General features: G+C 70.3%; 22 protein-coding genes and 1 pseudogene. 10 read left to right on the forward strand and 13 right to left on the reverse strand.

The genetic code is table 11. The annotated features are described in order from the left end of the window. Nucleotides 1–290 precede the first annotated feature (290 nt). The 3 genes and pseudogenes from OG927_RS09000 to OG927_RS09010 all read right to left on the reverse strand — a co-directional run. Nucleotides 291–596 (reverse strand): annotated as a pseudogene (locus tag OG927_RS09000) (hypothetical protein); the annotation flags it as partial. A 38-nt stretch (nucleotides 597–634) separates the two neighbouring features. Continuing rightward, entirely contained in the window at nucleotides 635–1,567 is a 933-nt protein-coding gene (locus OG927_RS09005) for an RpnC/YadD family protein (protein ID WP_124282576.1), read from the reverse strand. Nucleotides 1,568–2,029: 462 nt separating this feature from the next. Beyond that, nucleotides 2,030–2,467 carry an ATP-binding protein gene (locus OG927_RS09010; RefSeq protein ID WP_124282575.1) on the reverse strand — a complete coding sequence of 146 codons (438 nt, stop codon included), beginning with the start codon at nucleotides 2,465–2,467 and terminating at the stop codon, nucleotides 2,030–2,032. Nucleotides 2,468–2,631: 164 nt separating this feature from the next. On the opposite strand from OG927_RS09010, the gene OG927_RS09015 reads away from it, so the two are divergent. Beyond that, nucleotides 2,632–3,510 (forward strand): helix-turn-helix domain-containing protein, encoded by an 879-nt coding sequence (locus tag OG927_RS09015; RefSeq protein ID WP_124282574.1) that lies wholly within the window; start codon nucleotides 2,632–2,634, stop codon nucleotides 3,508–3,510. Further along, nucleotides 3,507–3,716 carry a DUF397 domain-containing protein gene (locus OG927_RS09020; protein WP_056784485.1) on the forward strand — a complete coding sequence of 70 codons (210 nt, stop codon included), beginning with the start codon at nucleotides 3,507–3,509 and terminating at the stop codon, nucleotides 3,714–3,716. Before OG927_RS09015 ends, OG927_RS09020 begins: the two co-directional genes overlap by 4 nt. 95 nt (nucleotides 3,717–3,811) lie before the next feature. Here OG927_RS09020 and OG927_RS09025 read toward each other — a convergent pair whose 3' ends face one another. The 6 genes from OG927_RS09025 to OG927_RS09050 all read right to left on the reverse strand — a co-directional run bounded on the left by OG927_RS09025 (nucleotide 3,812) and on the right by OG927_RS09050 (nucleotide 11,505). Next, entirely contained in the window at nucleotides 3,812–5,260 is a 1,449-nt protein-coding gene (locus OG927_RS09025; RefSeq protein ID WP_330319953.1) for a cellulase family glycosylhydrolase, read from the reverse strand. A gap of 239 nt (nucleotides 5,261–5,499) precedes the next feature. Continuing rightward, complete coding sequence (locus OG927_RS09030) at nucleotides 5,500–6,558, reverse strand: LacI family DNA-binding transcriptional regulator (RefSeq protein WP_056784492.1); 1,059 nt, start codon at nucleotides 6,556–6,558, stop codon at nucleotides 5,500–5,502. Next, on the reverse strand, nucleotides 6,543–8,219 hold the full coding sequence (locus tag OG927_RS09035) for a glycoside hydrolase family 13 protein (RefSeq protein ID WP_330319954.1): 1,677 nt from the start codon (nucleotides 8,217–8,219) through the stop codon (nucleotides 6,543–6,545). Before OG927_RS09035 ends, OG927_RS09030 begins: the two co-directional genes overlap by 16 nt. Before the next feature lie 98 nt (nucleotides 8,220–8,317). Beyond that, entirely contained in the window at nucleotides 8,318–9,196 is an 879-nt protein-coding gene (locus OG927_RS09040; protein WP_056784499.1) for a sugar ABC transporter permease, read from the reverse strand. After that, complete coding sequence (locus OG927_RS09045; RefSeq protein WP_330319955.1) at nucleotides 9,193–10,212, reverse strand: carbohydrate ABC transporter permease; 1,020 nt, start codon at nucleotides 10,210–10,212, stop codon at nucleotides 9,193–9,195. The genes OG927_RS09040 and OG927_RS09045 overlap by 4 nt, the downstream gene beginning before the upstream one ends. 21 nt (nucleotides 10,213–10,233) lie before the next feature. Then, entirely contained in the window at nucleotides 10,234–11,505 is a 1,272-nt protein-coding gene (locus tag OG927_RS09050; protein ID WP_056784505.1) for an extracellular solute-binding protein, read from the reverse strand. A 360-nt stretch (nucleotides 11,506–11,865) separates the two neighbouring features. On the opposite strand from OG927_RS09050, the gene OG927_RS09055 reads away from it, so the two are divergent. Both OG927_RS09055 and OG927_RS09060 read left to right on the forward strand, forming a co-directional pair. After that, complete coding sequence (locus tag OG927_RS09055; RefSeq protein ID WP_056784507.1) at nucleotides 11,866–12,909, forward strand: LacI family DNA-binding transcriptional regulator; 1,044 nt, start codon at nucleotides 11,866–11,868, stop codon at nucleotides 12,907–12,909. Nucleotides 12,910–12,985: 76 nt separating this feature from the next. Continuing rightward, nucleotides 12,986–13,969 (forward strand): phosphatase PAP2 family protein, encoded by a 984-nt coding sequence (locus tag OG927_RS09060; protein ID WP_056784510.1) that lies wholly within the window; start codon nucleotides 12,986–12,988, stop codon nucleotides 13,967–13,969. Between the two features lie 103 nt (nucleotides 13,970–14,072). Here the strand turns inward: OG927_RS09060 and OG927_RS09065 are convergent, their stop codons facing one another. Next, complete coding sequence (locus OG927_RS09065) at nucleotides 14,073–17,066, reverse strand: bifunctional [glutamine synthetase] adenylyltransferase/[glutamine synthetase]-adenylyl-L-tyrosine phosphorylase (protein WP_124282572.1); 2,994 nt, start codon at nucleotides 17,064–17,066, stop codon at nucleotides 14,073–14,075. A 145-nt stretch (nucleotides 17,067–17,211) separates the two neighbouring features. Here OG927_RS09065 and OG927_RS09070 point away from each other — a divergent pair, with 145 nt between their 5' ends. Continuing rightward, nucleotides 17,212–17,763 carry a pyridoxamine 5'-phosphate oxidase family protein gene (locus OG927_RS09070; protein ID WP_124282571.1) on the forward strand — a complete coding sequence of 184 codons (552 nt, stop codon included), beginning with the start codon at nucleotides 17,212–17,214 and terminating at the stop codon, nucleotides 17,761–17,763. Between the two features lie 25 nt (nucleotides 17,764–17,788). On the opposite strand, the gene OG927_RS09075 is transcribed toward OG927_RS09070, so the two are convergent. Together OG927_RS09075 and OG927_RS09080 are read right to left on the reverse strand one after the other, a co-directional pair. After that, the gene (locus tag OG927_RS09075) at nucleotides 17,789–18,577 is read right to left on the reverse strand and encodes a putative protein N(5)-glutamine methyltransferase (protein ID WP_124282570.1); all 789 of its coding nucleotides are present in this window, start codon (nucleotides 18,575–18,577) and stop codon (nucleotides 17,789–17,791) included. A gap of 338 nt (nucleotides 18,578–18,915) precedes the next feature. Then, complete coding sequence (locus tag OG927_RS09080) at nucleotides 18,916–20,415, reverse strand: MDR family MFS transporter (protein ID WP_206431855.1); 1,500 nt, start codon at nucleotides 20,413–20,415, stop codon at nucleotides 18,916–18,918. A gap of 146 nt (nucleotides 20,416–20,561) precedes the next feature. Between OG927_RS09080 and OG927_RS09085 the strand changes: the two genes are divergently transcribed. After that, entirely contained in the window at nucleotides 20,562–21,152 is a 591-nt protein-coding gene (locus OG927_RS09085) for an acyl-CoA-like ligand-binding transcription factor (RefSeq protein WP_056784523.1), read from the forward strand. Between the two features lie 210 nt (nucleotides 21,153–21,362). Here OG927_RS09085 and glnA read toward each other — a convergent pair whose 3' ends face one another. Further along, the gene (gene glnA, locus OG927_RS09090; protein ID WP_057573648.1) at nucleotides 21,363–22,724 is read right to left on the reverse strand and encodes a type I glutamate--ammonia ligase; all 1,362 of its coding nucleotides are present in this window, start codon (nucleotides 22,722–22,724) and stop codon (nucleotides 21,363–21,365) included. A 243-nt stretch (nucleotides 22,725–22,967) separates the two neighbouring features. Here glnA and OG927_RS09095 point away from each other — a divergent pair, with 243 nt between their 5' ends. From OG927_RS09095 to OG927_RS09110, 4 genes are all read left to right on the forward strand, one after another. Next, entirely contained in the window at nucleotides 22,968–23,651 is a 684-nt protein-coding gene (locus OG927_RS09095) for a DUF3105 domain-containing protein (RefSeq protein ID WP_319100008.1), read from the forward strand. Beyond that, a complete protein-coding gene (locus tag OG927_RS09100) occupies nucleotides 23,648–24,394 on the forward strand; it encodes a DUF305 domain-containing protein (protein WP_319100009.1) in 747 nt (248 codons plus the stop codon). The genes OG927_RS09095 and OG927_RS09100 overlap by 4 nt, the downstream gene beginning before the upstream one ends. 126 nt (nucleotides 24,395–24,520) lie before the next feature. Next, nucleotides 24,521–24,946 carry a CBS domain-containing protein gene (locus tag OG927_RS09105; RefSeq protein ID WP_056784536.1) on the forward strand — a complete coding sequence of 142 codons (426 nt, stop codon included), beginning with the start codon at nucleotides 24,521–24,523 and terminating at the stop codon, nucleotides 24,944–24,946. Nucleotides 24,947–25,221: 275 nt separating this feature from the next. Next, nucleotides 25,222–26,976, forward strand: coding sequence for an NAD+ synthase (locus OG927_RS09110; protein WP_319100013.1), 1,755 nt, complete (start codon nucleotides 25,222–25,224; stop codon nucleotides 26,974–26,976). Nucleotides 26,977–26,981 lie beyond the last annotated feature (5 nt).

The following is a 26,981-nucleotide window of genomic DNA, read 5'->3' on the forward strand; positions in this document are numbered from 1 at the left end:
AGAGCGACGTCATGCCGTGGACCCTCCTGGGGCCCACGGGTGCCCGACGAGGTGCCCGCGCCACTGCTCGCAAAGCCCTCAGCCCGGTCGGGCTCCTCCGGAAGGGCGACGGGCCGGGCCGGCCCTGTGACCGCAACGGCTTCAGCGAGTTCGGCCGGGTGCGGGTCGGGCTCACGCGCAGGTACCGAGCGCGTGGGCCGCTACGAGGGACTCGACGACTGACCCAGGGACCTGTACCGGCACCCCCGGGCCGTTCGTTCACTCTCATCGACTACGTCCGGCGACGCGACTCACCGATCGGCGGAGGCCTCCTCGCCGAAGATCTCTTCGGCGGTGGCGACGTGGACGGCGCGAACCAACCACTGGCGCGCCAGTTCTGGGTCACCGCAGGTGGTGATCTTCTCGCGGGTGGCGTCGGTGACGCCGATACCCCGTGCACCGAGGATGAGCAAAACATCCTCCGCGCGGCTCTCCGCGCGGCCCTGCTCGCGGCCCTGCTCGCGCCCCTCATCCCGGATCTCTTCGGACAGCGGCGAGGCGTAGAAGGACAGATCCACGGCCACCAGATTCCTCCACTGCTGTGCTGCGGGGCGATTGCGCGCCTCAGCACACGGCAACCAACATGACAACGACGTCACTGATCGGCGGAGGTCTCGTCGAAGATCTCCTCGGAAACGGCAACGAAGGCCGCACGCACCAACCACCGCCGCAGGAGCTCCAGGTCACGACACGCGGCGACCCTCTCCCGCGTGGCATCCGTGACACCGACCCCTCGCGCACCAAGGACCAGCAGGACATCCTCAGCACGACTCTCCGCACCGCCCTCGGCTCGGCCCTGCGCGCGCCCCTGCTCGCGGCCCTGCGCGCGGCCCTCATCCCGGATCTCTTCGGACAGCGGCGAGGTGTAGAAGGAGAGATCCACGGCCACCAGGTTCCTCCACTGTTGTGCGGCCGGGCGGTTGCCCAGGCCCTGTGCGATGAGCTCGACGAAGGGTTCAGCGATCGATTCCGGTGTGTCGCGCAGAGCGACGGACATCGTCTTCAGTATCGCATCGACGTCCGGATTGTCGGCATGGGTGATCGCCGAGAGCGTGGCGAGTGCGAGGTCTTTGCGGGCCTCGGCCACGTTCGTGATGACAGGCATGTTGTGGGGCCCCGCCACGAGGGGACGGGTGGTCACGGTCGGCCATTGGGGCAGGCCGATGGTGAGAGGGCGGGCGGCCCACGCCGCGGTCGCGTGGTCCTGGCAGACCACGAGGAGCAGTACGGGTAGCCGGTACTTGTTGTTCAGGTAGGTGACGTAGTAGGGCCAGCTGGCTGTCTTGCCCGGGTCCTTCTTGCCCTGGGCTTCGACGATGAGCAGGAAGGGGCCGTCGTTCCGCGTCTCGATGCGCAGGAGGGTGTCGACGCGCCGTTCGAGTGGCTCGGTTTCGGTGAGGTCGACGGTCAGGGGTTCTGCGGACGTGAGGGGCGGCAGTTCGAGCCCGAGGACGTCGGAGAGCCGGGAGAAGAGGCCCGGGCATTCCTGGAAGATGCGGTGCATCGCTTCGTGCGGTGCGCTGACCATGGCTTTCCGTTCGGGATCAGGCGGCTGTGGCAGGTCGGTGAGCCGGTCACGGCAACGGCCGGGACGGGCAGGAGCGGGATGCGCCGTCGGAGCGGTCCCGGGACGGGATGACGGTCGTGTACGAGGCCTGGGAGCAGGCGCCGGCTCGTGCGTGGGGCGCAGAGACCCGTACGGGGCGAGGTGGTCGCCGACAGGTCTCGACTTCCTCGATCGTCAGGCCCTCGACCGGAACTGGTGTCGCGTCACGGTCCGCCGCTGTCCGAGGCAGCGGAGATGAGCATATGGCCGGCAAACCGCGGCACATCCAGCTCAGTCGCGCCATGTCATCCGAGCGGGTGACAAAGCATGAAAGGCAGCAGAGCGGAACGATCCGCGGGATAACCGGAGTTCCTCCATGGCCATGTGCAGCATGGGCCACCCGTGACGGCCACCCGGTCGCGGTCTCGCGCGGCCCGGCGGCGGTCACCGTACGAAGTCGAGTTCGGCCCAGACCGTCTTGCGCGGAGCCGGCCCGAGGTCGACACCCCAGCGGTCCGCGAGCGCTCCGACAACCAGCAGGCCGCGCCCCGCCTCCGCGTCGTCGGCGGGCACGTCGACGGCTCCGGGCAGAGGCGGCAGCCGTTCACCCCGGGTGCCGGTCACCTCGATGCGGAGCAGCGCGTCGCCGTGGACCGCGAGGCTCAGGCGGAAGTCCCTGCCCGGTACGCGCCCGTGAACGGCGGCGTTCGCGGCCAGTTCGGCCACGATGTGCGCGGCCGGGTCCGTGGGCAGCCCCCAGTCACCCAGGTGGGCCGTGGAGAGCAGGCGGGCGAGCCTGGCGCCCCGGCGGGTGGGAGAGAGGAGCACGGTGAACTGCCGGGTGGAAGCGGAGTGTTCGGTTCGGGTGATTTCTTGGGTCACATCACTCAGCGTGGCCGAGCCCACGTACCGTGAACAGCAATGGACAGGTTACGTACGGTGATTGTCCTGCCCTTGTCCAGTGCTGTCCCGGCTGTCCCGGGTGACTCGCGGGGGACGACAGAGGTTGGTGCTGGAACGGCAGGCGCGTCGGAAGTGGGGCACGGATGAGCGTGGACGAGGCGGATACGGCACACGGGCACGACGGAGCGGACGAGCCCGGCTGGGAGGTCGATCCCGATGACGAGTCCGGGGTAGCCATGGCCGCCACGGTGGGCCGCCAGGTCAAGGCCTGGCGGGAGGCGGCGGGCATGCGGGCGGGTGAGTTCGGGGCCGCGATCGGGTACGGCGAGGACCTCGTCTTCAAGGTGGAGGGCGGTCGTCGCATCCCCCGGCCGGAGTTCCTGGACCGGGCGGACGAGGTGCTGGGGGCGGGCGGGAAGCTCGCCCTGATGAAGCGGGAGCTGGCGGAGGTCAGGTACCCGAAGAAGGTTCGGGACCTGGCGAAGCTGGAGGCCAGAGCGGTCGAGTTGGAGGCGTACCACCACCACAACATCAATGGTCTGCTGCAGACCGAAGAGCACATGAGGGCTCTCTTCGCCTCGTGGCTGCCGGCCTACACGCAGAGCGAGATGGACCGGGTGGTGGCTGCTCGCCTGGCCCGACGTTCCATCTTGGATCGGGTTCCTGCCCCGTCGCTGAGCTTCGTCCAGGAAGAAGTGACGCTCCGCCGTCCGGTCGGGGGCACAATGGTTCTGCGTCGCCAGCTCGAACGCCTGTTGGAGCTGGGGCGGTTGCCGAACGTGGCGATCCAGGTGATGCCGACGCATCGGGAAGAGCATCCCGGGACTGGCGGGCTGATCGAAGTGCTGAGATTTCCCGACGGCAGTGCGGTGGGGCGTTCCGAAGGCGCGTTCAGCGGCCGTCCGGTCTCCGACCCGAAGCAACTCAGGGTCCTTGGACTGCGCTATGGCATGATCCGGGCGCAGGCTCTTGCGCCACGTGAGTCACTGGCCTTCATTGAGCAACTGCTGGGAGACACATGATCCACAAGCCCTCCGCAGAGGAAGCCACGGAGCTGAAGTGGCGCAGGAGCAGTTACAGCAGCAGTGGTGACGGCAACGACTGCGTCGAGGTGGCATCCGCCCCCACCACGGTGAACGTACGCGATTCCAAAGACCACCTCGGCCCCCACCTCGGCTTCACCCCCACCGCGTGGAAAGCCTTCGTGACGTACACCTCCGAGCGCTGACCCTCCCGCACCAGCGACCCGGGTCCCGCACCGCCTGACCGTCCCGCCGTCACCTGCTGCCCGAGGAGGAGGCCCCGGGCAGCAGGCGGACAGGCTCAGCCGGTCGGGAAGCTGTCCGGGGTCGTGATCCGGTCACGGATCCAGACACCCGCGGGCTTCAGTGACGAGGTGCCTGCCCAGGGTCCCCCGCTGTCGCAGGTGCCGGTCTTGAAGACGGCACCCGAGCGGTGGTCGTCGGAGAAGTTCCAGTTGACCCAGCTGATCTTCTTGGCCTGCATCAGGTCGAGGTAGCGCTGGGACATGGCGAAGTCGTTGTCCCCCTCGCCCGAGTAGTTCTGGGTGCCGAACTCGGTGACGAACACGGGGAGCTTGTCGGCGGCCCGGGAGAGGGTCGCCAGGTACTCGTCGCGGTGCGAGTCGGCGTAGAAGTGGAAGGTGTACATGATGTTGGAGGCCCTGACCTGGTTGTTCACGACCTCGGATTCACCGGCCCCTTCGGAGACACCGAACGAGGACCAGGCCCGGGTGCCGACGAGCACGGGGGCGTTGGAGTCGATGTTCCTGATGACCGGGATGATCTGCTCCGCGTAGCTCTTGATCTGCGGCCAGCTCACGCCACTGGGTTCGTTGGCGATCTCGTAGAGGATGTTGCTCTTCGTCTTGTTGCGGTTCGCGATGTCGGTGAAGAACTTCCGCGCGTTGGCGAGGTTGGCGTTCGGGTCACCCGGGCTGAGCATGTGCCAGTCGACGATGACGTACATTCCGCGGTCGGTCGCCTGCTGGATGAGGGTGTTCGCGAGGTTCGTGAAGTGCTCGGGGTCGGTCTCGTAGCCGTCCTCCTGTACGTACGTGGAGACGCGCAGGACGTCGGCCTTCCAGTCGTTCGCCAAGGCGTCCAGCGAGCCTCCGGTGAGGCACTGCGGGTACCACTGCGTGCCGTGGCTGCTCATGCCGCGCAGCTGGATGGGGTTGCCGTGCTCGTTGCAGAGCTTGGTACCGCAGACGGTGAGCTGTCCGTTGACGGCGACCGGGCTCGCGGCGGCAGGCGGCTCGGTCGGCGGCTCGGTGGTGCCGCCACCCTCACAGGGCGCGCCGTTGATGGTGCAGTTGAGGGGCGACCCGGGACCGCTGGCGTTGAAGCCGAAGCTCGCCGCCCGGCCGGGGGCGACGGCGCCGTTGTAGGAGACGTTGGTGAAGGTGTAGTGCTGCCCCTGCCGGGTCTTGGTGGCGGACCAGTGGGTGGAGACGTCCGTCCCGGCCGGGAGGTCGAACTCGACGGTCCAGCCGTTCACCGCCGTGTCTCCGTTGTTGGTGAGGGTCACGGCGGCGCCGTAGCCGCTGTCCCAGGTGGACGTCCGGGTGATCTCCGCGGTCAGCCCGGCGGCTGCCTGCGCCTGGGGTCCGGCGGTGGCTGCCGTTCGGTCCGGGGCGGGCGCGGCGGGCGCGGCCGGTGCGGCCGGTGCGGCGGTGATGGTGAGGGCGAAGAGTAAGGCGCCGCCGATCGCGGCAGCGACTGGGCGTATCCGAAAGCGTGCCGGGCTCATGGGGGGCTCCGTTCACAAGGACTGCCGGTTAGGAAACTTTCCTAACGGAAGGGAACCAAGAGCGGGGATGCTTTGCAAGGTTCACGACAACACTCATGGAACGGTCCGGTCGAATCGACAGCCCTTGGCAGGGAATGCCGGATCGTCCGCGGGACCGCGCTCGCCGCACGCGCGCTCTCCGGCGCCGGAACGCGGAAGGGCCGGGTCCCCCCGGACCCGGCCCCACGACGCACCGCGCTTCAGGCGTTCCGCACCGCCGCCGTCGACCCGCGCACCACGAGCTCGGGCTGGAACACGTACTCCGTGCGCTGCACGGGACTTCCGCCGATCTCCTCCAGCAGGGCGCCCACGGCCGCCGCCGCCATCGCCTGCACCGGCTGGCGCACGGTGGTCAGCGGCGGGTCGGTGAACGCGATGAGCTGCGAGTCGTCGAAGCCGACGACGGAGATGTCGCGGGGGACGTCGAGGCCCCTCCCTCGGGCCGCCCGGACCACGCCCAGCGCCATCAGGTCGCTGCCGCAGACGATGCCGGTGCAGCCGCGGTCGAGCAGTGCGCCTGCCGCGACCTGGCCCCCCTCGACGCTGAACAGCGTCGAGCACACCAGGAGTTCGGCCTCCGCGCGTTCCATCCCGAGGACGTCCACGGCCGCGTCCACGAAGCCGTCCGCCTTGCGCCGGGAGGGCACGTAGCGCTGCGGTCCGATGGCCAGGCCGATCCGGCGGTGGCCGAGCTCGGCGAGATGGCTGACGGCCATGCGTACGGCGGCCTGGTCGTCGGGCGAGACGAACGGGGCGCTGATGCGTTCGTTGTAGCCGTTGATCAGGACGAACGGCACGCCGCGGTCGGCGAGCGCGGCGTAGCGTGCCGGATCCGCCGACGTGTCCGCGTGCAGCCCGGAGAGGAACACGATCCCGCCGACGCCACGCTCGACGAGCTGTTCGACCAGCTCGTCCTCGGTGGCGCCGCCGGGCAGTTGGGTGCAGAGCACGGGGGTGTAGCCGTGCCCTGCGAGGACCTGCTCCACGGACTGGGCGAACGCCGGGAAGATCGGGTTGGTGAGCTCGGGAGTCACCAGTCCGATCAGCCCGGCGCTGCGCTGCCGCAGCCGTACCGGGCGTTCGTAGCCCAGGATGTCGAGCGCCGCGAGCACCCGCTGACGCGTGGTGTCCGCGACGCCCGGCTTCCCGTTGAGCACCCGGCTGACGGTGGCCTCGCTGACCGCGGCCTGACCGGCGATGTCGGAGAGCCGCAGCGCCGGTCCGGTCCTGGGTGCGGGGACGGTCACACCGTCCACCACACCGTGGTGTCGGCGGGCAGGTCGAAGGTGTCGCCTTCGACGGTCACGGGGTTGCTGGCCAGCAGCAGGGCGCCGGGGGCCGTCATCCGTACCGGGGCGCCCGTCGTGTTGACGGTGCAGACGAAGCCGGGACGGCTCAGGACGAGCACGCCCTCGGGAGCGTCCAGCCAGGTGACGTCCGTGCCGGCGCCGAGGCCCGGGTGTGCGCGGCGGGCGGCGATCGCGGCGCGGTACAGCTCCAGCGTGGAGCCCTCCGTGCCGGTCTGCGCCTCGACGGAGAGCTCGCCCCAGCTGTCGGGCTGGGGCAGCCAGCTGCCGCCGCCGCCGAAGCCGTACGAGCTGCCCCCGCGGGTCCACGGGATCGGCACCCGGCATCCGTCGCGGAAGCCGTCCTGTCCCTCGGCGCGGAAGAACGACGGGTCCTGGCGGGCTTCGTCGGGCAGGTCGGTGACGTCCGGCAGGCCGAGCTCCTCGCCCTGGTAGACGTAGGCGGAGCCGGGCAGTGCGAGCATCAGCAGGGTCGCGGCGCGTGCCCTGCGCAGTCCCGCCACCCGGTCACCGGCGGTACGGATCTGGGTGCCGAGACCCGGCGGGTTGGCGAAGCGGGTGGCGTGCCGGGTGACGTCGTGGTTGGACAGCACCCAGGTGGTGGGGGCGCCGACCGGGCGCATGGCGTCGAGCGAGGTGTCGATGACCTTGCGCAGTTCGGCCGCGTCCCAGGCGGTCGACAGGTACTGGAAGTTGAAGGCCTGGTGCATCTCGTCGGGGCGCACGTAGTTGGCGGTGCGCTCGACGGTGGGGGTCCATGCCTCGGCGACGGCGATGCGCTCACCGGGGTACTCGTCGAGGATGACGCGCCAGCTGCGGTAGATCTCGTGCACACCGTCCTGGTCGAAGAACGGCATGACATCGTTGCCCAGCAGCTTCAGCTGGTCGTGCGATCCCAGGTCCGGCAGCCCCTCCGCCTTGACGAGGCCGTGGGCGACGTCGACGCGGAAGCCGTCGACGCCCATGTCGAGCCAGAAGCGCAGGATCGAGCGGAACTCGTCGGCGACGGCCGGGTGCTCCCAGTTGAAGTCGGGCTGCTCGGGCGCGAAGAGGTGCAGGTACCAGTCGCCCGGAGTGCCGTCCGGGTCCGTGGTCCGGGTCCAGGCGGGACCGCCGAAGATCGACTCCCAGTCGTTGGGCGGGAGTTCGCCGTCGGTGCCCTTGCCGGGGAGGAAGTGGTAGCGGTCCCGCAGCGCGGAGCCGGGGCCCTCGGCGAGGGCGCGCTTGAACCACTCGTGCTGGTCGGAGGAGTGGTTGGGCACCAGGTCGACGATGATGCGCAGACCCAGGTCGTGGGCGTCCCGGATCAGGGCGTCGGCGTCCAGGAGGGTGCCGAACATCGGGTCGATGGCCCGGTAGTCGGCGACGTCGTAGCCCGCGTCGGCCTGCGGCGAGGCGTAGAAGGGACTGAGCCAGACGGCGTCGACGCCGAGGTCCCTGAGATAGGGGAGCCGGGCGGTGACGCCCGCGAGATCGCCCATGCCGTCGCCGTTGCCGTCGGCGAAGCTCCGTGGATAGACCTGGTAGATCACCGCGTCCTGCCACCAGCCGGTGCGGTGGCCCGGGGCGTCGGCGGACGTGCCGGTGGAGGGGGCAGCGAGGTGCTGGGTCATGTCGTCCCTGGGTGTCTGGGTGGGGAGCGGCGCCGGGACCTGGTCGGGGATCCGGCGCCGCCGTGACGGGGTGCGGTCGTACGGGTTCGAGCGCGCGGTCAGCCCTTGACGGCTCCGGCGGACATGCCGGTGACCAGGTGCTTCTGCGCGAAGAGGAAGACCAGTGCGGCCGGGATCGCGATGAGCACGGACGCCGCGGTCATCGGGCCCCACTGGGCGCCGTACTGGTTGACGAACTTCTGCAGTCCGCCGGCCAGGGTGAGGTTCTCGTCACCGACCATGAAGGCGGAGGCGTACGCCACCTCGCCCCAGGCGGTGATGAAGGAGTAGAAGGCGGTGACGGCGAGGCCGGGCTTGGCCAGCGGCAGGATGAGGCGCCAGAACGTGCCGAACGGGGTGAGGCCGTCGACCTGTCCCGACTCGTCGATCTCACGCGGGATCGTGTCGAAGAAGCCCTTCATCATCCAGGCGCAGAACGGCACCGAGATGGTGAGGTAGGTGATGACGAGACCGGCCGGCTGGTTCAGCAGGCCCATGCTCGCCATGATGTTGTAGATCGGCACGATGAGGACGGCGACCGGGAACATCTGGGTGATCAGCAGCGTCCACATCAGTCCGCGCTTGCCGGGGAACCGGAAGCGGCTGACGGCGTAACCGGTGGTGGCGGAGACGAAGACACCGAGGACGGTGGTGAGGCCCGCGATGACCACGGAGTTGCCGAACCAGGTCAGGAACTCGGTGTCCTTGATCAGGTTCGAGTAGTTCTCGAAGGTCGTTTCCTTGAAGAAGTCCGTCGTCGTGGCGAACTTCGCGGGCTTCAGCGAGGTCAGCAGCACCCACAGCACCGGGAAGACCGCGATCACGGACGCGACGATCAGCGTGAGGTGCAGGACCACCGAGGCGGCCGGGGAGCGGTCGCCGCGCAGCCGGGGCTTGCGGACGGCGTGCCGGGCGTTGGTTTCCGTCAAGGTGGTCACCAGTTGTCTCCCTGCGTGCGGAGCACTCGCCGGTAGACCACGGCGAAGAGCATCAGGAGGACGAGGATCAGCACGCCCCAGGTGGAGGACTGCGCGAAGTCGCGCGGGCTGATCTCGAAGGAGAATTTGTACGCCTGGGTGACCAGGATCTGGGTGGCCTCACCGGGTCCGCCGCGCGTCAGCAGGAAGATCACCGGGAACATGTTGAAGGTCCAGATGGTGGAGAGCAGGATCACCGTGGTGGACACCGGGCGCAGTCCGGGGAGCGTGACGTGGCGGAACCGCTGCCAGGCGGTGGCGCCGTCCATCTCGGCGGCCTCGTACTGCTCCGAGGGGATCGACTGGAGCCCGCCGAGGAGGGCGACCATGATGAACGGCACGCCGAGCCAGACGTTGACCGCGATGACGGAGAACTTGGCCCAGGTCGGGTCGTTCAGCCAGGGTATGCCGTCGAAGCCGCTCCCGGTGAGGAGCTTGTTCAGCAGCCCGCGGTCCTCGTTGTAGAGGAAGCGCCAGGCGAACACCGAGACGAAGCCGGGGATGGCCCAGGGCAGGATCAGGGCCATGCGGTAGGCGGAGCGTCCGGCGATCTTGCGGTTGAGGATGTTGGCGAGGGCCATGCCGAGGCAGAAGGTGACGCCCACGCAGGAGACCGTCCACACCAGCGTCCAGCCGAGCGTACTGAGGAACTGGCCGCCCGTCAGTGCGTCGACGTAGTTGTCCACACCCACGAACTCGTAGGTGGCGGGGATCTCGTTGACGCCGATCGACCGGGCGACGTTGCGCTCGTCCGCGTTGGTCAGCGACAGCCAGAGGCCGCGGAACAGCGGATAGCCGATGATCACGCCGATCACGATCACGACCGGGGCGACCATGGTCCAGGCGTACCAGTGGACCGAGAGAGCCCGCCGGAGCCTGCTCGGCGGCGGCGGGGGGTTGCCAGTACCGCGGCTCCGGCCGCGGGCGACATCGTCGCCCGCGGCCTTCGCCACCGACTGGCTGGTGTGGACAGCCATCAGCCGGCCTGCCTTCCTGGGTTACTTCCAGCCCTCGAGGAGCTTGCGGTAGGAGTCGCCGGTCGCCTTGGCGCCCTTCTCGGGCGTGGTCTGGCCGGTGAGGACCTTGGTGTACTCGGTGCCGAGCGGGGCGAAGAGGCTGCCCGCCTCGGGGATCCAGGGGCGCTCGACGGCGGTCTCGACGACCGGCTTGAAGAACTGCACGATCTCGCTGTCCGCGGCCTCCTGCTTGGAGTAGACCGAGGTGCGGGTCGGGAGCAGGTTCAGCTCACCGGCGGTCTGCGCCTGGCTCTCCACCGAGGTCATGTACTCGACGAAGGCGTACGAGGCGTCCAGGTTCTTGGAGCCCGCGTAGACGGCGAGGTTGTGGCCGCCCTGCGGGGCGCCCTGCGCGGCCGAGCCGGCCGGCACCGTGGAGATGCCCAGGTTCGCCTTGTCGGTGAACTCCTTGCCGGTCAGCGTGTCGCCGACGGCCCACGGACCGTTGATCATCATCGCGACGTCGCCGTTCTTGAACGACTGCATCATGTTCTCCCAGCCGTCCGTGGCGTCCGTCTTCGCCGTGCCGGAGTCGACCAGGTCCTTGACGACCTTGAACGCCTTGACGCCCTCGGGGCTGTCCACGGTGACGGCCTTGTCCTTGGCGTTGACCAGGTCGCCGCCCTCGCCGTAGAGGAAGGAGAGGAAGTAGTACGGGTCGTCGCCGCGCAGGTAGAGACCGGTCTTGCCGGTCTTGTCCTTGATCTTCTTGGAGACGGCCTTCAGGTCCGCGATGGTCGCGGGCGGCTCGACGCCGGCCTCCTTGAAGATCTTCTTGTTGTAGAAGACGCCCATGGAGTCGATGACCTGCGGAACCGCGTAGGTCTTGCCGTCGTACTTGGTCGACGCGGCGGCCTGCGCGAGGAAGTCCTTCTCGTCCTTCAGCGCGCTGGTGCCGTCCAGCGGCGCGAGGTAGCCGAGGTTCGCGAAGTCGGGGGTCCAGGCGACCTCGGAGCGGATGACGTCCGGGGCACCGGAGCCGGCCTGCGCGGCGTTCTTGAACTTGTTCTGCGCCTCGCCGAAGGGGACGCTGACGTACTTGACGTCGACCTTCGGGTGCTTCTTCTCGAAGCCCTCGGCGATCTTCTTGAAGACCTTGTCCTCGCTGCCGACGTTCGAGGTGTCCCACCACGTCACCGTGCCGGAGAGCTCGCCCGAGCTCTTGCTTCCGCCGGTCTCGTCGTCACTGCCGCAGGCGGTCGCCGCGAGCGCCAGGGCCGCGACCAGGGCGGTGGCCGTTATGCCACGTCGCATCTGAACTCCTTCAACTGCCGTACCGCTCCGTCGCGGCGCCGGGTCGACGTGAACGTAACAAGGATGAAAGACGACCGAAAGACTTTGCGGAAGATTTCTGCAAGCCCCGGCGATCGTTACATTGGCGTGTCCTCAAGGTTGCCGTCAAGCCTCTTGACGGAACCGCCCCGCACCTGTCCACACCAGGCCAGGCCCGGTCAGTCGGCGGTATGACGATCCGACCGCAGCCGACGGACCGGGGCCGCAAGGTCTTGCAAGATGTTGCCGGGAGGAGGCCGTCGGACCGCTGCCGCCGGGTCGGTCTGCCCGAATACCGCGCACGGTGGGCAATCCGACACGCGCCCGGTACAGTCCACTTCCATGACCGCACGGCTTGCCGATATCGCAACTCAGGCGGGGGTCAGCGAAGCGACGGTCAGCCGCGTCTTGAACGGCAAGCCCGGTGTAGCAGCGACCACCCGTGAATCCGTCCTCGCGGCACTCGACGTCCTCGGTTACGAGCGTCCGGTGCGGCTGCGCCGGCGCAGCGCCGGCCTGGTCGGTCTGATCACCCCCGAGCTCGAGAACCCGATCTTCCCCGCGCTGGCCCAGGTGATCGGACAGGCGCTGACCCGGCAGGGCTACACACCGGTGCTGGCGACCCAGACTCCCGGCGGCTCCACCGAGGACGAGCTCACCGAGATGCTCGTGGACCGCGGGGTCTCGGGCATCATCTTCGTGTCCGGTCTGCACGCCGACACCTCGGCCGACATGCAGCGCTACGAGCAGCTGCGGGCGCAGGGCGTCCCCTTCGTCCTGGTGAACGGTTTCTCCCCCAAGGTGCAGGCCCCGTTCATCTCGCCCGACGACCGGGCCGCGATGCGGCTCGCGGTGACGCACCTGGTGGCGCTGGGACATCAGCGCATCGGTCTGGCGGTCGGCCCCAAGCGCTTCGTGCCGGTGCTCCGCAAGATCGAGGGCTTCCACGCCACGATGCAGGAGCAGCTGGGCCTGACCGCCGAGGCGGTGGAGGAGCTGATCCAGCACTCCCTGTACACACTGGAGGGCGGCCAGGCCGCCGCGTCGGCGCTGATGGAGCGCGGCTGCACGGCGGTGGTCTGCGCGAGCGACATGATGGCGCTCGGTGCGATCCGGGCGGCCCGCCGGCTGTCGCTGCAGGTTCCGCGCGACCTCTCGGTGGTCGGTTACGACGACTCTCCCCTCATAGCGTTCACCGATCCGCCGCTGACCACCATCCGGCAGCCGGTGACCGCCATGGGTCAGGCGTCGGTGCGCACGCTGCTGGAGGAGATCGGCGGCACGCCCGCGCCGCACAGCGAGTTCGTGTTCATGCCCGAGCTGGTCGTCCGCGGTTCAACGGCCTCGGGACCTGGTCCCTCCGCAGGACCCCGTCCTCCTCTCTGAGAGGGACGATGTGCGACCGGAACCCGACCGGAGGATGATCGGGCGGAGGGGGACGTATCTGGCAGACTCTGCGCCTATGGGTGAATCGCACGTGACCACACTGGAAGACCGCACTGCGGCCACCCCGTCATCCGTCACGGACGAACAGACGGCCACCGGGTCCACACGGACCGTCGGGCACGGCCGACTGCGCTCGCTGCGCTCTCCGCGCCACCCCCGTCTCTGGTTCGAGATCCTGCTGATCGCGCTGAGCTACTGGCTGTACTCGCTCGTCCGCAACGCGGTGCCCGAGCAGAAGGCCGCGGCCCTGCGCAACGCCGACTGGATCTGGTCGCTCGAACACGCGGTGGGACTCGCCTTCGAGGAGACCTTCAACCAGGCCGTCAATTCGGTGACATGGCTGATCGTGTCGATGAACTACTACTACGCGACGCTGCACTTCGTGGTCACCATCGGTGTGCTGATCTGGCTGTTCCGCCGTCACCCGGGCCGCTATGCGGCCAGCCGTCTGATCCTCTTCGCCACCACGGCCGTGGCCCTGCTCGGCTACTACCTGTTCCCGCTGGCCCCGCCCCGCCTGATGAACGGCGGCGGCTTCATAGACACGGTGATGGTGCACCAGACCTGGGGTTCGATGGCCTCGGGCAACTTCAAGCACATGTCGAACCAGTACGCGGCGATGCCGTCGATGCACATCGGCTGGTCGCTGTGGTGCGGTCTGACCGTCTTCGCGCTGGCGAGCGCACCGTGGGCGCGGATCCTGGGGCTGCTGTACCCGACGGCCACGCTCGTCGTGATCGTGGCGACGGCGAACCACTTCTGGCTGGACGCGGTGGGCGGGATGGCGTGCCTGATGTTCGGCTACGCGGTCTCGTACGCCTGGTACGGGTCGCTGCCGCACCGGCTGCCGAAGCGGGTGCGTCCGACGGGGGGCCGCGGGCGTCCGCGCTTCCCGTTCCGGGGAAGGCGCGCGGCGGTGCCCGTGTCCTCGGCCGCGGCCCGTGCCGCGTCTCCGGCGGATCCGGCCCCGGCCCGCCCGGTCCCGCCGGGCTCCGCCTGACCTCCCCCGGGGCGGCTCGATGCGGCCCCCTCACCCGGGGACACCCCTCGGCCCGTCCGGCGCCCAGGGAGCGCGGCACGGACGGGCCGCGGTCGCCGGTTCCTCAGCCGGCCGCCCCGTAGAACCGCTCCTCCACCACCGCCCGCGCCCGCCGGGTGATCCGCCGGTAGTCCTCCAGCATGTCCCCCGCGTGCCCCGGCTCGTACCCGAGGTAGCGCCCGACCGCGGTCAGCTCCCGCGGGTTGGAGGGGAACGTGTCGCTCGGCCGTCCCCGTACCAGCATCACGGCGTTCCGCACCCGGGCGGCCAGCACCCACGCCTCGTCCAGGGTCTGCGCCTCCTCCGCGGGGATCAGCCCGGCCGCACAGGCCGCGGCCAGCGCCGCGCGCGTGCGGGTCGTGCGCAGGCCGGGCTCGGCCGAGCCGTGCTGCATCTGCATCAGCTGCACGGTCCACTCGACGTCGCTCAGACCGCCCCGTCCCAGCTTGGTGTGGAGCGTCGGGTCGGCGCCCCGCGGCATCCGTTCGGACTCCATGCGCGCCTTGAGCCGGCGGATCTCGCGGACCGCGTCCTCCCCCAGCCCCCCGGCCGGGTAGCGGAGCGGATCGATGAGGTCGACGAACGCGCGCCCCAGGTCCTCGTCCCCCGCCATCGGCTCCGCGCGCAGCAGCGCCTGGCTCTCCCAGACGAGTGCCCAGCGCCGGTAGTAGGCCTCGTACGACTTCAGGGTGCGCACCAGCGGACCGCTCTTGCCCTCCGGGCGCAGGTCGGCGTCGATCAGCAGCGGCGGGTCGGCCGTCGGCAGCTGCAGCAGTCTGCGCATCTCCGTGATGACGGTGTTCGCGGCCCGGGCGGCCTCCTCGTCGCTCACGCCCTCGCGCGGCGCGTGCACGAACAGGAGGTCCGCGTCGGAGCCGTAGCTCAGCTCGTGACCGCCGAAGCGGCCCATGCCGATGACCGCGAAGCGGGTCGGCAGGGTGTCGCCCCACTGCTCGCGGACCGCTGCGCGCAGGGCCCCCGAGAGTGTGGCGGCGTTCAGGTCGGTGACCGCGGAGCCGACCCGGTCGACGAGCGCGCCCGGATCCTGCTCCGCCGGGCTCTCCTCGGTGCCGTACGAGCCGATGAGGTCGGCCGCCGTCGTGCGGAACAGCTCCCGCCGCCGCACCCCGCGCGCCACCGCGACGGCCGCCTCGGCGCCCTGCGCCCGGCCGACCGCGGCCAGCACCTCCTGGTCCAGGTTCTCCCGGGTACGCGGCTTCAGCCCTTCCGGGGCGCCGAGTATGGCGACGGCCTCCGGCGCACGCATGAGCAGGTCGGGGGCGAGCCGGCCGGCCGAGAGGACCCGGGCGAGGTTCTCCGCCGCAGCCCCCTCGTCCCGCAGCAGCCGCAGGTACCAGGGGGTCTTGCCGAGTGCGTCGGACACCTGCCGGAAGCCGAGGAGCCCGGCGTCCGGATCGGCGGAGTCCGCGAACCAGCCGAGCAGCACCGGCAGCAGGGTGCGCTGGATGGCCGCCTTGCGGGACACCCCCGACGACAGTGCCTCCAGATGCCGCAGTGCGGCCGCCGGATCGGCGTACCCGAGGGCCTCCAGCCGGACGACGGCCGCCTTCGCACTGAGCCGCCTCTCGCCGGGCGCGAGCTGGGCGACGGCGTCGAGCAGGGGCCGGTAGAAGAGCTTCTCGTGCAGCCGCCGCACCACGGAGGCGTGCCGCCGCCACGCCTTGTTGAGCTCGGCGACCGGGTCCGTACGCAGTCCCAGGGAACGGCCGAGGCGCCGCAGGTCGGCCTCGTCCTCGGGAACCAGGTGGGTGCGGCGCAGCCGGTAGAGCTGGATGCGGTGCTCCATGGAGCGCAGGAAGCGGTAGGCGTCGTCCAGCTGCGCCGCGTCCGTCCGCCCGACGTACCCGCCGTCGGCGAGCGCCGCCAAGGCCGTCAGGGTGGATCCGGAGCGCAGGGTGCTGTCGCCGCGCCCGTGGACGAGCTGGAGCAGCTGTACGGCGAATTCGACGTCCCGCAGCCCGCCGGGTCCGAGCTTGAGTTCGCGGTCGACGCGGTCGACGGGGATGTTGTCGACGACGCGGCGGCGCATCTGCTGGACGTCGCCGACGAAGTTCTCCCGGTCGGCGGCCTGCCACACCAGGGGCGAGACGGCCTCGACGTACTCCGCGCCGAGCTCGGGGTCCCCGGCGACCGGCCGGGCCTTCAGCAGCGCCTGGAACTCCCAGGTCTTGGCCCAGCGCTGGTAGTACGCGAGGTGCGAGGACAGGGTCCGCACCAGCGGCCCGTTGCGGCCCTCGGGGCGCAGGTTGGCGTCGACCGGCCAGATGGTGCCCTCGACGGTGGTGTCGGAGCAGATCCGCATCATGTGGGCGGCGAGCCGGGTGGCGGCCTGCATGGCCGTCCCCTCCGCCCCGTCGACGGGCTCCGCCACGAAGATGACGTCGACGTCGGAGACGTAGTTCAGTTCGTGCCCACCGCATTTGCCCATCGCGATGACCGCGAGCCGGCACTGGGCGGCGTCGGCGGGCGCGGCGGTACGGGCGATGGCGAGGGCGGCCCGCAGTGTGGCCGTCGCCAGGTCGGCCAGCTCGGCGGCCACCTGCACGAGGTCCGTCGTGCCGCACACGTCCCGGGCCGCTATGGACAGCAGGGACCTGCGGTACGCGACGCGCAGCGAGTCCGGGTCGACGGCATCGGCGAGCATGTGCTCGAATTCCGCGACCCCGGGGTGCAGATCGGTGGCCTCGTAGGTGACGAGCGCCTGCCAGTCGCGCGGGTGGCGCGCCAGGTGGTCCCCGAGGGCCTCCGAGGCGCCGAGGACGCCGAGGAGCCGGTCCCGGAGCGGCTTGGCGGTGACGAGCGTGTCCAGCAGGATCTGCCGCTCGTCGGTCGCCTCCGCCTCGACGAGCCGGACGAGGCTGTGCAGGGCGAGGTCGGGGTCCGAGGTGGCACCGAGGGCGTCGAAGAGGACCGGATCGGACCGTACGGAGGCGAGCTCGGGAAGGTCGAGCAGCCGTTCGGCGGCGGACGGATCGGTGAAGCCGTGCCTCAGCAGTCGGGTGAACGTACTGCTCCTGCGTCCCGGCACCGTCGTCATTCCGTGTTCTCCTGCCCCAGCCGACCACACTTGCCCGCCCTCCGAGCCTAGCCGTGCACCGATGAATTGGGCGCGGAGGCGGAGTCCGTACTTCGTGGACACGATGACCGGACCGATCACACCCGACGCTTCCAGGAGGTTCGCCATGCCGGACGACGACAAGGGCGAGAACACCGCTGCCGCTCCGGGCACCGCCCCCGAGACGGAGCTGGACACCCGCTACAGCAGTGAGGGGGCCGCCGCACGTCCGTGGCGGGAGGCGGTCGTGCTCCTCACCGACGCCGAGCTGTACTGGCTCTCCACGGTCCGGCCGGACGGCCGCCCGCACGTCACTCCGCTGATCGGGGTGTGGTCGGACGGCGCGCTGCACTTCTGCACCGGCCCCTCGGAACGCAAGGCGCGGAATCTGGCCGTCAATCCGGAGGTCGTCCTGACCACCGGCGCCAACGCCCTCGGGGAGGGCTTCGACGTGGTGGTCGAGGGGAGGGCGGCGCGGGTGACGGACGAGGAGCGGCTGATCGCGCTGGCCGAGGCATGGGAGGCGAAGTACGGCTCCGACTGGCACTTCGGTGTCACGGACGGCATGTTCTCCAACGGTGCCGGTGGCCGTGCGGAGGTCTTCGCGGTGACCCCCCGCACGGCTTTCGGCTTCGCCAAGGGCGACCCGTTCGGCCAGACGCGCTGGCTGTTCGCCTGACCGCGGGCGCGCGGGCGGGCGGTGGCTACCGGGGGCGGGTGCCGATCACGACGGTGGCGTACAGCTCCTCGGAGACGACGACGCGGGCGACCAGTCCGCTGTCGCCGACCGTCCGCGCGGCGCGCGCCGCCTGCCGCTCGCTCGTCTCGACCAGCAGCCGTCCGCCCGGGGCCAGCCACTCCGGTGCCGCGGCCACCACCCGCCGCAGGACGTCGAGCCCGTCGCCGCCCCCGTCGAGCGCTACGCGCGGCTCGTGGACGCGCGCCTCCGCGGGCAGCAGGTCGACGTCGTCCGTGGGCACGTAGGGCACGTTGGCCAGCAGGACGTCGACGCGTCCGCGCAGCGAGCCGGGCAGCGGCTCGAAGAGGTCGCCCTCGTAGACCTGCCCCAGGCTCCCCACGTTGCGCCGCGCGCAGCGCACGGCCGCGGGGTCGACGTCGGTGGCGTGCAGTTCGACGCGCGGCAGCACCGCCGCCAGCGCGGCGCCGAGCGCCCCGGAACCGCAGCAGAGGTCGACGACGACGGCCTCACCGGAGCCCGGGGCGGCAGCCTGCCGGACGAGGAACTCGGTACGACGACGGGGCACGAAGACCCCCGGGTCCACGACGACCCGCAGCCCGCAGAACTCGGCCCAGCCCAGGACGTGTTCGAGGGGCAGACCACCGGTGCGGCGTTCGACCATGGCGGCGAGTTCCGCCGGATCCGAGGCGGTGGAGAGAAGGAGCGCGGCCTCGTCCTCGGCGAAGACGCAGCCGGCGGCACGCAGGGTGGTGACGATCGAGGAAGGGGTGAGCGGTGACAGGAATTCCGGCATGCGGAGAAGCCTTTCGGGGAAATCCGATGGGCGCTCCGCGGTCGCCTATGCCGTGTCCGGCACGCGGCGGCGAGGGATGAGCACCCGACCTGCGACAGCGGTAATGGGTCTCACCTCCTGGGTCGGTCCCGGTCTCGGGACGGGTCACACTACCGGAACGGGGCGGGCCGCCCCGCGTACCGCCCGTGCTCATCGCGCCGGTGCGCGTCCGCACGGGCCGCTCCGGCCCGAACCCGCCCCGCCCGTCGTGCGGATGGGTGCCGGGACGGCCTGTGCCCCCGCACCGTGACGGGTGCGGGGGCACGGGTGCCTGGGCACGGGTGTGTGCGGTGGTGCGTCTACAGGTCCACGCTGTCGCGCAGCTTCGTCGAGGTCAGGAAGAGGCTCGCGATCACACCGACGACCGCGATGCCGGCCGAGATCAGGAAGATGTGCCCGGTGGCGTCGCCGTACGCCGCGCGCACGATCTCCTGGATCTGCGGGGGCATCGCCGCCACGTTGAGCGTGGAGCCGCTCGACGCCGGGGCCCCGGGGTCGATGCCCGCCTTCGCCAGCCCGTCGGCGATCTTCGTGGCGACCTGGTTGGCGAGCACCGCGCCCAGGACGGAGACGCCGATCGTGCCTCCGAGGGACCGGAAGAAGGTGATCGCACCGCTGGCCGCGCCGAGTTCGCTGAGCGGGACGGTGTTCTGGAGGACGAGCACCAGGTTCTGCATCGACATGCCGACCCCGATGCCGACGGCGAGCATCCCCAGGGACACGATGACCAGCGAGGTCTCGTGGTCGATCGTGGACAGTCCCAGGAAGCCGAGGGTGAGGACGACGACGCCCGCGATGATGTACGGCTTGACCTTGCCGGTCCTGGAGACCAGCCGGCCCGCGACGGTCGACGAGACGAGCACACCGGCCATGAGCGGGATCGTGAGCAGCCCGGCTTCGGTGGGTGAGTAGCCGCGGCCGATCTGGAAGTACTGGCCGAGGAAGACCGCTCCGCCGAACATCGCCATGCCGACCGCGAGGCTCGCGACGATGGCCAGGGCGGGGTCGCGGCGGCGCACGACGTGGAGCGGGACGACGGGCTCCTTGACGCGGGCCTCCACCGCGACGGCCGCGCCCAGGATCGCGACGCTCGCGCCGACCATGACGACGGTCTGCCAGGAGAGCCATCCGAAGTCGTTGCCGACGAAGGTGACCCAGAGGAGCAGCAGGCTGACGCCGGCGGCGATCAGTGCGGCACCGAGGTAGTCGACCTTGACGTCGGGGCGGCGCACCTCGGCGAGGTGCAGGGTGCGGGTGAGCATGACGAACGCGACGAGGGTGAACGGTACGGCGATGAAGAAGCACCAGCGCCAGCCGAGCCACGACGTGTCGGTGATGAACCCGCCGAGCAGCGGTCCGCCGACGGTGGCGACGGCCATGACGCCGCCGAGGTAACCGTTGTAGCGGCCCCGCTCCTTGGGGCTGATCATCGCGGCGATGATCACCTGGACGAGGACCTGGAGCGCGCCCATACCGAGGCCCTGGACCGCACGGAAGGCGATCAACTGCTCGGTGGACTGGGCGAATCCGCAGGCGACGGACGCGACGACGAAGATGCCGATGGATATCTGCAGCAGCAGCTTCTTGCTGAACAGGTCGGCGAGCTTCCCCCAGATCGGGGTGGAGGCCGTGGAGGCCAGCAGCATCGCGGTGACGACCCAGGTGTACTGCGACTGGGTGCCGTTGAGGGAACCGATGATCTGCGGGAGGGCGACGGAGACCACCGTGCTGCTGATCATCGCCACGAACAGCACGATGAGCAGACCGCTCAGGGCCCGCATCACATGGCGGTGGTCCATGGGCGCGGCGTCGGTGGGCGCAGCCGTTTGTGCGCTCACGCGCAACCTCCGGAGGTTCGGGCAGGAATGGGAAGGCTTCACCCTACATGCACATTGGGCAATATTGCACAATGTGCAAAAATACTGAAGGTGTAGATAATGGCGTCATGGACAGCTCTGTGGGACTGCGGGAGCGCAAGAAGGAAGCCACCCGGCAGGCCGTGCACGAGGCGACACTGCGCCTGACCGTCGAGCACGGCTTCGATCGCGTGACGGTGGAGGCGGTCGCCGACGCGGCCGGCATCTCCCGCAGGACGTTCTCCAACTACTTCACCAACAAGGAGGACGCGCTCCTGTACGGCGAGGAGGAGCACATCCGGGCCTTGGTCCAGGAGGTCCGCAACCGTCCCGCCGAGGAGGACGCCTGGCCGGCGCTCCGCGCGGCGGTGGCCGAGTTCTCGCAGCGCATGGCACCACCGGAGCGCGAGTGGGCCGTCCGGACCCGGCTGGCCATGCGCCATCCCTCACTGCTCGCCCGCCAGCTCGCCAACCACGCCGCTCTGGAACGGGACCTGGCCGAGGCGGTGGCCTCCCGCCGGGGGCCGGCCGCGGAGGACGTACGCCCCCTGGTCCTGGCCGCGGCGTTCCTGTCGTCGCTGCGGATCGCGATGCGGCTGTGGATCGAGGAGGACGAGGCGCGGGGTCCGGGCGCGGTGATCGACGAGATCCTCGACGAGATGGGCCGCGGCTTCGTCTGAGGGCGGCGGCGCGCGTCCGCGTGTTCCTCCGCGGTACGTGACCACCGGACCGGCGCCGGAGCCCCGCCGGACCTCCGTCCCGCCTCCGCCGGACGACCGCCGGGCAGGGGGTCCCGCGAGCAGCCCCTCACCGGCCGCGCGGAGAAACGGCTTCGGGCCGACGGTGTGTGCCCGTCGGCCCGAAGCCGTTCATGTGTACGGGACCTGCGCCTACAGCACCGGCAGCAGCGCCTTCAGCTCGAAGGCCGTGACCTCGCTGCGGTACTCCTCCCACTCCTGCTTCTTGTTGCGGAGGAAGAAGTCGAAGACGTGCTCGCCGAGCGTCTCCGCCACCAGCTCGCTCTTCTCCATCAGCGCGATGGCCTCGCCCAGATTCTGCGGCAGCGGCTCGATGCCCATCGCGCGGCGCTCGGCGTCGGAGAGCGCCCAGACGTCGTCGTCGGCACCGGCCGGGAGTTCGTAGCCCTCCTCGATGCCCTTGAGGCCCGCGGCGAGCAGCACCGCGTACGTCAGGTAGGGGTTGGCGCCGGAGTCGATGGAGCGGACCTCGACCCGGGCGGAGCCGGTCTTGCCGGGCTTGTACATCGGGACGCGGATCAGCGCGGAGCGGTTGTTGTGCCCCCAGCAGATGTACGAGGGGGCCTCGCCGCCGGCACCCGCGGAGCGGGAGGAACCGCCCCAGATGCGCTTGTACGAGTTGACCCACTGGTTCGTCACGGCCGAGATCTCCGCCGCGTGCTTCAGGAGGCCCGCGATGAACGAGCGGCCGACCTTGGAGAGCTGGTACTCGGCGCCGGACTCGTAGAACGCGTTGCGGTCGCCCTCGAACAGGGAGAGGTGGGTGTGCATACCGGAGCCCGGGTACTCCGAGAACGGCTTCGGCATGAAGGTCGCCTGGACGCCCTGCTCCAGCGCGACCTGCTTCATGACCAGGCGGAAGGTCATGATGTTGTCGGCGGTGGAGAGCGCGTCCGCGTACCGCAGGTCGATCTCCTGCTGGCCCGGGGCGCCCTCGTGGTGGCTGAACTCGACCGAGATGCCCATCGATTCGAGCATGGTGATCGCCTGGCGGCGGAAGTCCATGCCGACGTTCTGCGGCGTGTGGTCGAAGTAGCCGGAACTGTCCGCCGGGGTGGGGCGGGTGCCGTCGACCGGCTTGTTCTTCAGCAGGAAGAACTCGATCTCCGGGTGGGTGTAGAAGGTGAAGCCCAGGTCGGAGGTCTTGGCGAGGATGCGCTTCAGCACGTAGCGCGGGTCGGCGAAGGACGGCGAGCCGTCCGGCATCAGGATGTCGCAGAACATCCGGGCCGTCCCCGGGGCCTCCGCGCGCCACGGCAGGATCTGGAACGTGCCGGGGTCCGGCTTGGCGATCATGTCCGATTCGTATACGCGGGCGAAGCCCTCGATGGCCGAGCCGTCGAAGCCGATGCCCTCGTCAAAGGCCTGTTCGAGCTCCGCCGGGGCCACGGCGACGGACTTGAGGTAACCGAGAACATCGGTGAACCACAGCCGTACGAAGCGGATGTCGCGCTCCTCAAGCGTCCTGAGGACGAATTCCTGCTGCTTGTCCATAGCCACATCCTTGCAGTTCAGACGGTCCGTGCACCACCGCCGGGGGTAGGGGAGACACTCCAGTATCACGACCCGGGATTTCACCCAGATTACGCACTCGGTGTGAGAGAAAGCACTCGGCCACCCACTACGATCGGCGCCCTGGGTGTGCAAGGGGTGCAGCGGCGGGCCCGCGGCCCCGCGCCCACCCGTTTCCCGACCCGTTCCGTCCCTCCCTACTTCTTGGCAGAAGGACCCGACGACATGAGCTTCGACCACCGGACCACCGTCGACCCGACGCGCAGTGCCGACCGTGCGCGGAGCCGCCGCAATCGTGTCGTCGCCATAGGCCTGGGTGCCGTCGTGGTCGCAGGTCTGCTCGCTTTCGGCTCCTACACGGTGCTGGAGGAGACCGCTTCGAAGGACTCGGGTACGGACTCCGGGACGCAGGACGCCAAGCAGGCGGAACCGACCGAGCAGGGGAAGCGGGGCCTGTCGGCCGAGCCCGTCGCGGGCGAGAAGTCGTGGGACGCGGCGAAGCTGACCCGCAATCACGTCGCCACCGACGTGGCGTACCCCATGGAGCCGCCGGTCGGCGGGGACCACGCCCAGGCCTGGCTGAACTGCGACGGCGTCGTATACGAAAAGGCCGTCCGGAACGTCAACGCGGTGCACTCGCTGGAGCACGGGGCGGTGTGGGTCACGTACAACGACGAGGCGGCCGACGGCGACGTGCGCAAGCTCGCGTCGCGGGTCGGGAGCACCCCGTACTCGCTGATGAGTCCCTACGCCGGCCAGGACGGAGCGATCATGCTGACCGCCTGGGGCAAGCAGGTCACGGTGGACGGTGCCGACGACCGCCGGGTGGCCCAGTTCTTCGCGAAGTACGTCCAGGGCGCGCAGACACCCGAGCCGGGCGCGCCCTGCACCGGCGGGATCGACGGGTGAGCGCGTCAGGCACCCGGCGTACGCGGTGGGTGGCGGGTTCCGCCGTGGCGCTCGCAGTGCTGTTCGCGGGGGCGGCGACGATCGCCTCGGCGCGGGACGAGGGAGCGGCCGCCGCTCCCCGTACGCCGTCGGCGGAGTCGGCGGACGCGGGCTTCGCCCGGGACATGGCCGTCCACCACCAGCAGGCCGTGGAGATGTCCTTCCTCGTCCGGGACCGCACACGGGACGAGGACGTACGGCGGCTGGCGTACGACATCGCCAACACGCAGGCCAACCAGCGGGGCATGCTGCTCGGCTGGCTGGACCTGTGGGAGCTGCCGAAGACCGCACCCGACGACCAGGGACCGATGGCCTGGATGTCCGGCGGCCACGACTCGCACGACGCGGGCGGCCCGCACGACGCACACGGCTCGCACGACGCGGGCGGCTCGCACGGGACCGGCGGGACCGCGCACGGCGGGGCCGGTTTCGCGGCCCATGACGGGGCCCTGATGCCGGGCATGGCCACCAGGACGGAGCTCGCCCGGCTCGGCAGGGCCGAAGGGGAACGGGCCGAGATCCTCTTCCTGCAGCTGATGACCGACCACCACAAGGGCGGTATCCCGATGGCGCGCGGTTGCGTCGAGCGGTGCACGGTCGGGGTGGAGAAGCGGCTCGCCCGGGGCATGGTCGAGGGGCAGCGGTCCGAGCTGGACCTGATGGCGGACATGCTCGCGGCGCGGGGCGCGGCACCCCGGTCCTGAAGCTTCCGGCGCCGGGGTGGGTGCACCCGAACGGGTGACAGCGGTCGCGTGCCCCGGCGATCCCGAGGACGATGGTTGCGCTCGGGGCCGTACGGCAGTGCCCACCGGCACGCAGGAGGAATCCCCATGACGACCGCCAAGGACATCATGCACACCGGGGCCCACTGGATCCCGGCCCACGAAACGCTGGACCGCGCCGCGCAGATGATGCGGGACCACAAAGTGGGGGCACTGCCCGTCTCCGCCAACGGTGAGCAGGACAGGATGGTCGGCATCATCACCGACCGCGACATCGTGATCAAGTGCGTGGCGTCGGGGCGCGACCCCTCGAAGGTCACGGCGGGCGAGCTCTGCGACGGAACGCCGCGCTGGATCGACGCGACCGCCGATGTCGACGCGGTGCTGGAGGAGATGCAGAGCCACCGGATCCGTCGGCTCCCCGTGGTCGAGAACAAGAAGCTCATCGGCATGATCAGCGAGGCGGACCTGGCGCTCCACCTCTCGGACGAGCAGGTCGCCGGCTGGGCGGAGAAGGTCTACTCCCGCTCCTGACCCCGACCGCGGCCCGGGGCGGTCGCGCCTCCCCGGTGTGCCACCAGGTCGCTCCCGTCCCGCCGCCGTGAGGCAGTCCCGGGCCCGGTGTCCCGTGTGCGCGCGAGGGGCACCGGGCCGTGGGCCGCCGGGGTCGCGGGATGCCGGGTCGTCGGGATGCGGGGTCGTGGGCCCGCACGCGGTGAGCTCCCCGGACCCCCCGCAAGCCTGCCGGAATCCGTTTCCCGGCAGGCCCGCCAGGACATCGCGTCAGAAAGACGATTACACTGGGCCGCGTGCCTCAACTACGTCTCGCACTGAATCAGATCGACTCGACCGTCGGTGACATCGCCGCCAACTCCGAGTCCGTCGTCCACTGGACGCGGCACGCCGCCGAGCAGGGCGCTCATCTGGTGGCCTTCCCCGAGATGGTGCTGACCGGATACCCGGTCGAGGACCTGGCCCTGCGGTCGTCGTTCGTCGAGGCCTCCCGGGCGGCGCTGCGCGCGCTCGCGGTCCGCCTCGTCGACGAGGGCTTCGGCGAACTGCCGGTCGTCCTCGGCTACCTGGACCGCTCCGAGCACGCCGCGGTGCGCTACGGGCAGCCCGCGGGGTCCCCGCGCAACGCCGCGGCGGTCCTGCACCGCGGGCGGGTCGCGCTGAACTTCGCCAAGCACCACCTGCCCAACTACGGCGTGTTCGACGAGTTCCGGTACTTCGTGCCCGGAGACTCGATGCCCGTCGTGCGGGTGCACGGCATCGACGTGGCGCTCGCCATCTGCGAGGACCTCTGGCAGGACGGCGGCCGGGTCCCGGCAGCCAGGGCCGCCGGGGCCGGGCTGCTGCTGTCGATCAACGCGTCGCCGTACGAGCGGGACAAGGACGACACCCGGCTCGAGCTGGTCCGCAGGCGTGCCCGGGAGGCCGGTTGCACGACCGCGTATCTGGCGATGATCGGCGGTCAGGACGAGCTGGTCTTCGACGGTGACTCGATCGTCGTCGACAAGGACGGCGAAGTGATCGCCCGCGCACCGCAGTTCGCCGAGGGCAGCGTGATCCTGGACCTGGATCTGCCGGCCGCCGCGGCCGTGGCCCCCTCCGGGGTCGTGAACGACGGGCTGCGCATCGACCACGTGGTGATCTCCGGAGAGCCCCTTCCGGCGTACGAGCCGGAGCTGGCCGGCGGCTATGCGGAGCGGCTGGAGGACGACGAGGAGCTGTACTCGGCGCTGGTCGTCGGCCTGCGGGCGTACACCGCGAAGAACGGTTTCAGCAGTGTGCTGATCGGGCTCTCGGGCGGCATCGACTCGGCGCTGGTCGCGGCCATCGCGTGCGACGCCCTCGGCGCCGCGAACGTGTACGGCATCTCGATGCCGTCGAAGTACTCCTCGGACCACTCCAAGGGAGACGCGGCCGAGCTGGCCCGGCGCACCGGGCTGAACTTCCGCACCGTGCCGATCGAGCCGATGTTCGACGCGTACATGGGGTCGCTGGGGCTCACCGGTCTTGCCGAGGAGAACCTCCAGTCACGGCTGCGCGGCACGATGCTGATGGCCGTCTCGAACCAGGAGGGCCAGATCGTCCTCGCGCCGGGCAACAAGTCCGAGCTGGCGGTGGGCTATTCCACGCTGTACGGGGACTCCGTCGGCGCGTACGGGCCGATCAAGGACGTGTACAAGACGTCGGTGTTCCGCCTCGCGAAGTGGCGCAACCGCGCCGCGGAGGAGCGCGGGCAGACCCCGCCGATCCCGGAGTCCTCCCTCACCAAGCCGCCGAGCGCCGAGCTGCGCCCGGACCAGGTGGACACGGACTCGCTGCCGGACTACGACGTGCTGGACCGGATCCTGGAGATGTACGTCGACCGGGACCAGGGTCTCGACGCGATCGTCGCGGCCGGCTTCGACCCGGAGTTGGTGGCGAAGACGCTACGGATGGTGGACACGGCGGAGTACAAGCGGCGGCAGTACCCGCCGGGCACGAAGATCTCGCCGAAGGGCTTCGGGAAGGACCGGCGTCTGCCGATCACGAACCGGTGGCGCGAGTCGGTCTGACGCGC

It is taken from the genome of Streptomyces clavifer, from assembly GCF_036345975.1.
Classification (GTDB): domain Bacteria; phylum Actinomycetota; class Actinomycetes; order Streptomycetales; family Streptomycetaceae; genus Streptomyces; species Streptomyces clavifer.